Here is a 7271-nt window from a genome sequence, read left to right as displayed (position 1 = left end):
CGTAACAGGTAACAAAAAGGCCGGCGCCTGAAGCGTCGGCCTTTTTTTTAATCTTTTGCGTTAATGATAAATAAACTCATTCCGGTTTTTCGGAGGTGCCACGTCTTACTTAGGTATGTGAGCAAATCGGGTTGGGGCAGGGTAGCCAAAGGCACCAGGTTTGTTTGGCAAAAAAGAATTTTCCGTTGTCCCGCCAGTGGACCGCGCCCGGGGAGGGGCCGGTCGGCCGCGCACTGAAACACGGCTTCGAGGCCGTCGACAGCAAGCGGTTCAACTGTGCAGGCAGCGGTGGGCCCGTCGGCCCATCGGACTATCCACTTCGACCAATAATAGAGAGCACGATGTCAGCAATTCATGAGTTGAAACCTCTGTTCAAGGCACTCGTCATGTCCCGCAGCCTGCGTTCGCGCCGAGTGCTGACCGGGCTGGGACTGGTTTGCGTGTTGCCGCTCAGCTCGCAGGTGATGGCTGAAGATTTCACCATCAACATTCCTGCGCAATCGCTGCCACAAGCTCTGCAGGCGTTCGGTCAGCAGACCAACCAGCAAGTGATCTACAACGCCGATGACATGGCCGGTCTGAAAAGCACCCGTGTCAGCGGCAAGATGAGCCCACAGGCGGCCATCACCGAATTGCTCAAGGGCACCGGCGTGCGCTACAGCTTCGAAGGCAATACCTTGATGCTGGTGCGCGGCACGGCCACCGAAGGCCTGGAACTGGGCGCGACCACCATCAGCGCGCAGCATGCGAATGCGACCACCGAAGGCAGCAACTCGTACACCTCCAACGCCGTGACCATCGGCAAGGGCACCCACACCCTGAAGGAGATTCCGCAGTCGGTCACGGTGATGACCCGCAAACAAATGGACGATCAGGATCTGGTCGACCTCAAGGACGCGCTCAACCAGACCACCGGTGTGGTAGGCCTGCAAGGCGTCGGCAAGGGCCTGATCGTGTCTTCGCGCGGTTTCCAGATCGACGACTGGCAATACGACGGTGTGCCGATCCCGCGTAACACCTACTCGCTGGGCAACTGGGCGACTCAGGACCTGATCTTCTTCGATCGCCTGGAAATCCTGCGCGGTGCCTCCGGCCTGCTGCAAGGCACCGGCAGCCCGGGTGGCGCGATCAACCTGGTGCGCAAGCGTGGCCAGAACGCGCCGACCGTCACCGTGACCGGCAAGGCCGGCTCCTGGGACCACTACGGCATGCAAGTGGACGCAGGCGGCCCGCTGAACCAGGCCGGCACGATTCGCGGCCGAGTCGTCGCCGACCAGGACCAGAGCAACTCCTTCATCGATTACGAGTGGAGCCGCACCCTCTCGCTGTATGGCGCACTGGACATCGACCTGCGCGATGACACCACCCTGGGCCTGGCAGTCAGCCGTTCCGATGGCGATTCGCGTCCGACCATTCGCGGCCTGCCACGCTACGCCGACGGCAAGATGCCGGATATCAAGCGTTCCACCTACACCGGCTCGAGCTGGAACAGCTCGGACATCGACGTCACCACGGTGTATGCGGATCTTGAACACCGCTTCAACGACGACTGGGCGTTCAAGGTCGGCGCGGTGCAGATGACCGAAAGCAACAAGGCGAAAAACCAGCGCGTACAAAGCGCCGGTGACGGCCTCGAGGCGGATGGCACCGGCGTGCAGTACGCCGACTTCGTGACCGATTTTGACTCCACCAAGGTCGGCCTGGACATGAACCTGAACGGCAAGTTCGAAGCCTTCTCGATGCAGCAGGAAGTCATGCTGGGGGGCAACTTTTCCCAGATCGAAACCGACGACCAGCTCGCCCGTACGTTCAACAACAGCAGCGACTCGATCTTCGACCTCAATCACAACCGTCCGGACATCAGCTACGAAAGCCTGATCAGCGCCACAGGTGGTCGCGGCACGCTGAGCAAGTACGACATTCGCCAGAAAGGTCTGTACGGCACCTGGCGAGTCAAGCCGGTCGACGACCTGACGCTGGTGCTCGGTTCCCGTGTCAGCTGGTACGACTACAGCTACAAATCGAAAACCCAGACGAGCAGCGGCATTACCCCCAACGATCCAAGCACCTCGAACGAAACCGGGGAAGTCACGCCTTACGCCGGTATCGTTTATGACCTGAGCCGCGAGTGGGCGGTGTATGCGAGCTACACCGATGTGTTCCAGCCGCAGACCAACCGCGATTCCGGCGGCACCGTGCTCAAGCCAGTGATCGGCAGCAACTACGAAATCGGCCTCAAGGGCGAGCTGATGGACGGGCGGGTCAACACCTCCCTGGCCGTCTTCCGCTACGACCAGGAAAACCGTGCCGTCAACGACATCGCCGGTGGCATGGAGTGTGATGGCTGGTACTGCTCGAAGGCCTCGGGCAAGGTTCGCAGCCAGGGTATCGACGCGGAAATCAGCGGCGAAGTCGTGGAGAACCTGCAGTTGTTCGCGGGCTATACCTACAACACCACCAAGTACCTGGAAGATCCGACCAACGAAGGTCGTGTGTTCAGCACCTGGACGCCTAAACACATGCTGCGCATGTGGGCCAACTACCAGTTGCCTGGCGACTGGAGCCGTGTCAGCACCGGCCTGGGCTTCACCACCCAGAGCCACACGCTGGGTTACGAAGGCACCTACGACGTGGCGGGCTATACCGTGTGGAACGCCCGTGTCGGCTACCAGCTGACGCCGGAAATCGGTCTGGCGGTGAACGCCAACAACCTGTTCGACAAGAAGTACATCTCGGCCGGCTACAACCAGCTCGATGGCAACAACAACTTCGGTGACCCTCGCAACCTGATGTTCACCGTGAAGTACACCCCGCAGTTCTGATGCACTGACAACTGCTGGACCGAACCGGCCTGAGCCTTGTGCGCAGGCCGGTTTTTTATTGGCTGCGACAAAGACATTGCGCGAACCGGCGCGCACCGGGCAGCGGACATAAAAAAACGCAGAAGCCACGGCTTCTGCGTTTTTGTTTACGGCTCTGGATAATCAGTCGCGCCGCGCGGCCTCGCAGGCAAGGAACACCGCTTCGAAGGACTCCAGCAAGGACTCGCCATAGATCATGCTGCGGTGCGGCAGGGGAGAATGCACCGAACCCTGTATTTGGCCGCTGACCGTGTGTTCGCGCAAGACCTGTTCCGAATGCAGCACCTGTTCCAGCGTCTTGTGGGACAGCGACCACCAGCAACTGGCCTCGACCTTGAGGGTCGGCAGCACAAAAGCATCAAAGGATTTCACCAGCCGATCATGGATGGAGAATGCCTGGGCGTTCATGATTTCCTGACGGATCGCTTCGAGGGTCGCCACCATGTCTTCCTCGCGGGTGGACGCTTGCTGGCTGGCCCAGTGGTAGAAGCCCTTGAGGTCGACTTCCGGGTGATCGGCGATGAAACGTGCCGCCGGCTCCTCCAGGTGGGCGAACATCAGGCTGAACATTTCCACGGCGACCGACAGTTCGTTGCGTGCACTGAAGTGGTCCGGGTTGTCTTCCTCCAGCGGTTTGCGCGGCACATCCGCCGGCAGTGCGCTGTCCGGCAGCGTGGTGTCGACCAGACCGAGGAACGTCACGGCCTTGCCCTGGCGCTCCAGCTCGGCGGCCACGTCCATGGCAATCGCGCCGCCCAGCGACCAGCCCATCAGTCGGTACGGGCCGACCGGTTGTCTTTCAACGATTTGCTGGGTGTATTCAGCGACCATTTCGGCCCAGGTCTGGGCGTTCGAATCCTTGTCGGCAAACCCCTTGTGCATGACCCCGTAAGTGCGGGCATGGGGACTCAGGCGTTTGGCCAGTGGCTGATAGCAGAACACGATGCCGCCGCTGGGGTGCAGGCAGAACAGCGGCGGGGCGGACGAACCGGCGGTGCTGAGTTCGACCACGCATTGCGCCTGTTGCTGGTGCTCCATGGCGATGAATCGCGCGAGCGCCTCGATTGTCGGGTGAGCGAGCATCTGTTGCAGCGCCAGTTTGATGCCGAGCCGTGCATTGAGTGCGGCGATGAACTGAATGGCCAGAATCGAATGCCCGCCCAGTTCGAAGAAGTTGTCGTCGAGGCCCACTCGCTCGACCTTCAGCGACTCTTGCCAGAGTTCGGCGAGGGCTTTTTCCAGCGCCGTTTCGGGCGCCTTGAACGCGGCTTGTGCCTGGTTGGTGTCCGGCAACGGCAGGGCTTTGCGATCCAGCTTGCCATTCGGGCTGACGGGCATTGCGTCCAGCACCATCAGATGGCTGGGCACCATGTACGCGGGTAAACGGCTTCTGAGTTCGGCCTTGAGGGTGTCGCGCAGTTCAAGGCGCTGGGTGTCGCTCAAGGCGCCGGCGCTGGCCACGACGTAACCGGTCAGTTGCAGGCCGGCGGAACCTTCCCGCGCGATCACCAGCGCTTCGCGTACGGCCGGGGATTGCAGCAGGCACGATTCGATTTCTCCGAGTTCGATGCGGAACCCACGGATCTTCACCTGATGGTCGAGGCGGCCGACGTACTCGATGACGCCGTCGGCGCGATGTCGGGCCAGATCGCCGGTGCGATAGAGGCGCCCACCTTCGCGACTGAACGGATCGGGCATGAACCGTTCGGCCGTCAGATCCGGGCGTTTGAAGTAGCCACGGGCCAACAGTTCGCCACTGATCACCAGCTCGCCGACGACGCCCACCGGCACCGGTTGACCTCCGGCGTCCAGCAGATAGATGGCGCGCCCGCCCAGCGGACGCCCGATCGGCATGCTGCGCGGCAGGGCGGTGCGCCCGGTGACGTAGTCGCTGCAATCAAGCACGGTCGAGCTGACGGTGGTTTCCGTCGGCCCGTAGGTGTTGAGCAGGCGCACATGGCCGAGACCGGCCTGGCCCCAGGCCGCAACACCTTCCGGCGGCATGGCTTCACCGCCGACGATCACCATCCGCAGATCGGCATAGTCACGTTCGCCAGCGGCGGCAAAGTCCTTGGCCAGCATGTTCCAGTAGGTGGTCGTCAGGTCGCTGACGGTGAATCGCTTGTCGAGCAACTGGCGATACCAGGTTTCGCTGTCCCAGATGTCCGGTCCGCGCAATACCACCGAAGCGCCGCAGATCAGGGCCGGGTAAAGCTGTTCGACAAAGGCGTCGAAATTGAAGGTGGCAAATTGCAGGGAGCGATCCTGTGGCGTCAGGCCGAGAAATTCCAGGGCGACCTGAGCATGGCGGGTCAGTGCACCCTGCGTGATGCCCACGCCTTTTGGGCGACCGGTGGAGCCGGAGGTGAACATCACGTAGGCGAGGTTATCGCTCTGTGTGCGGCAGGCCGGGTTGTCGATGGACTGCGCCTCCAGCAGGTCGAGTTCATCGACGCACAGGACGCTGACCGCCGGCACCGCAGGCAGGCGTTCGAGCAGCGAGCGCTGGGTCAGCAGGACGCTCAAGCCGCTGTCTTCGATCATCCACGTCAGGCGATCCTGCGGGTAATCGGGGTCGAGCGGTACATACACGCCGCCGGCCTTGAGCACCGCCAGCAGGCTGATGATCATCTGTGCCGAACGTTCCACAGCGATGCCCACCCGAACTTCCGGGCCGACTTCACGCTCGATCAATATGTGTGCGAGTGCGTTGGCTGCCGAGTTGAGTCGGGCGTAGCTCAGTTGCACGTCGTCGCAGATCAGCGCGATTGCGTCCGGTGTGTTCGCGGCCTGATGTTCGAACAACTGGTGCACGCCTTCGGCGGGTAACGGCACGGCTGGCGGGTTCCATTGCTCAAGCTGCGTGCGTTGTTCGTCCTTGCTCAGCAGCGGCAGTTCGCCAAGGGCGCGGGTCGAGTCTTCGGTGAGGGCCAGCAGCAGGTTTTGCCAGTGCCCGGCCAGTCGCTCGATAGTCTCCGGGGTGTACAAATCGCTGCTGTATTCGATGTTGGCGTCGATTCCGCGCAACGAATAGCTGACGTCCAGCGACAGGTCGAATTTCGCCTGACGGGTGCCGCTTTCGAGGAAGTCCAGCGCCAGATCGCCCAGCGTCAGCGGCACCGCGCTGGCGGCGTCGGTGCGCCAGTTGAACAGCACTTGAAACAGCGGATTGATCTGCTGGCTACTTTGCAACTGCAAGTCGTCGAAGCTCAGCTCCAGCGGGTAGTCGGCATGATCCAGCGCCGCCAGGGTTTCCTGACGTAGGCGCTGGAGAAAATCCTTGGTCGACATTTGCGGGTCGATGCGGACGCGGTAGACCTGGGTGCTGACAAAGAAGCCCACCAATTCCTGGGTTTCGCTGCGATTGCGCGTGGCGTTGGGCACGCCCACGGTGAAATCGTGCTGGCCGCTGTAGCGCGCGAGCAGCAGTTGCCAGGCACCCAGCGCTACCACGAACGGCGTCAGGCCGTGCTGCTGGCAGAACCGGTTGAGAGCCTGGGCCAGAGGCGCCGGCAGACTGAAATCATGCTTGCCCGCCGGATGGCTGTGCTGCTCGCTGCGGGGGAAGTCCACGGGCATGTCGAGGGGCGGCAAGGCCTGTCCGAGGTAGTTCTGCCAGTACTCGGCGCTGGTGCGGCAAGCGGCACTGTCGAGGTATTCGCCGCGCTGCCATGTGGCGTAGTCAGCGTATTGAATGCCCGGACGGCGCAGCGGTGAAAAGTCGCCGGCGCCGGCGCGTGCATAGGCCTGTCCCAGATCCTGCAGCAGAATCGCATTGGACCAGGCGTCCGACGCGATGTGGTGCATGTTCAGCAGCAGCACGTGTTCATCGTCCGCGACCTGCAACAGCGTCGCCCGCATCAACGGGGCCTGGCCCAGATCGAATGGACGGCCGGCTTCGTTGTGAATGCGGCGGGTGACCTGTTGTTCCCGTTGCTCGGCGTTCAGATCGCGCAAGTCTTCATGACCCAGGGTCAGCGTGGCCTGTTCGTCGAGCACCTGCATGGCGATGCCGTCGATCTCGACGATGGCGCTGCGCAAGATGTCATGGCGCTCGATGACCTTGTTCAGCGCCGCTTCCAGACGCGAGAGTTGCAGCTCGCCTGTGATGCGCACCGCGCGCGGCAGGTTGTAGGCGGCACTGTCGGGGGTCAGTTGCTGCACGAACCACAATCGCTGCTGAGCGAAAGACAGCGGCGCCGGGGCCGGACGGGCACGGGCAGGAATGCCTTGGGAGTGTTCGCCGGCATCTGCCATCAGCAGTGCCAGTACCTCATCATCGAGTAAGTCGTTCATCGGGCTCTCGGGGGTGGACGGCGCGGTGGTCGCTGACGGTGTTGTCAGCCGTCGCGAGCACGGCGCCGGGCATTCAGGTGAAAGCCGCCGGGACGCGACGTCCGGGCGGCTGAA

Annotated in this window: 2 protein-coding genes; one reads left to right on the top strand and one right to left on the bottom strand. The window is 62.3% G+C overall.

All coding sequences use genetic code 11. The annotated features are described in order from the left end of the window. Positions 1–341: 341 nt before the first annotated feature. A complete protein-coding gene (locus CAF63_RS26615) occupies positions 342–2822 on the top strand; it encodes a TonB-dependent receptor (protein ID WP_085690369.1) in 2481 nt (826 codons plus the stop codon). 162 nt (positions 2823–2984) lie between these two features. Here CAF63_RS26615 and CAF63_RS26610 read toward each other — a convergent pair whose 3' ends face one another. Further along, on the bottom strand, positions 2985–7157 hold the full coding sequence (locus CAF63_RS26610; RefSeq protein ID WP_085690370.1) for a non-ribosomal peptide synthetase: 4173 nt from the start codon (positions 7155–7157) through the stop codon (positions 2985–2987). Positions 7158–7271: the final 114 nt, after the last annotated feature.

Origin of the sequence: Pseudomonas sp. B20(2017) (genome assembly GCF_002113125.1) — a bacterium.
Taxonomy (GTDB): Bacteria; Pseudomonadota; Gammaproteobacteria; order Pseudomonadales; family Pseudomonadaceae; genus Aquipseudomonas.
Note: the sequence above shows the minus strand (reverse complement) of the source record. Positions and strands in the feature narration are given on the sequence as shown.

What these genes read in the sequence shown, in the direction of transcription:
- CAF63_RS26615 (WP_085690369.1), top strand. Translation starts at nt 342, where the DNA reads ATGTCAGCAATTCATGAGTTGAAACCTCTGTTCAAGGCACTCGTCATG.
- CAF63_RS26610 (WP_085690370.1), bottom strand. Translation starts at nt 7,157, where the DNA reads ATGAACGACTTACTCGATGATGAGGTACTGGCACTGCTGATGGCAGAT.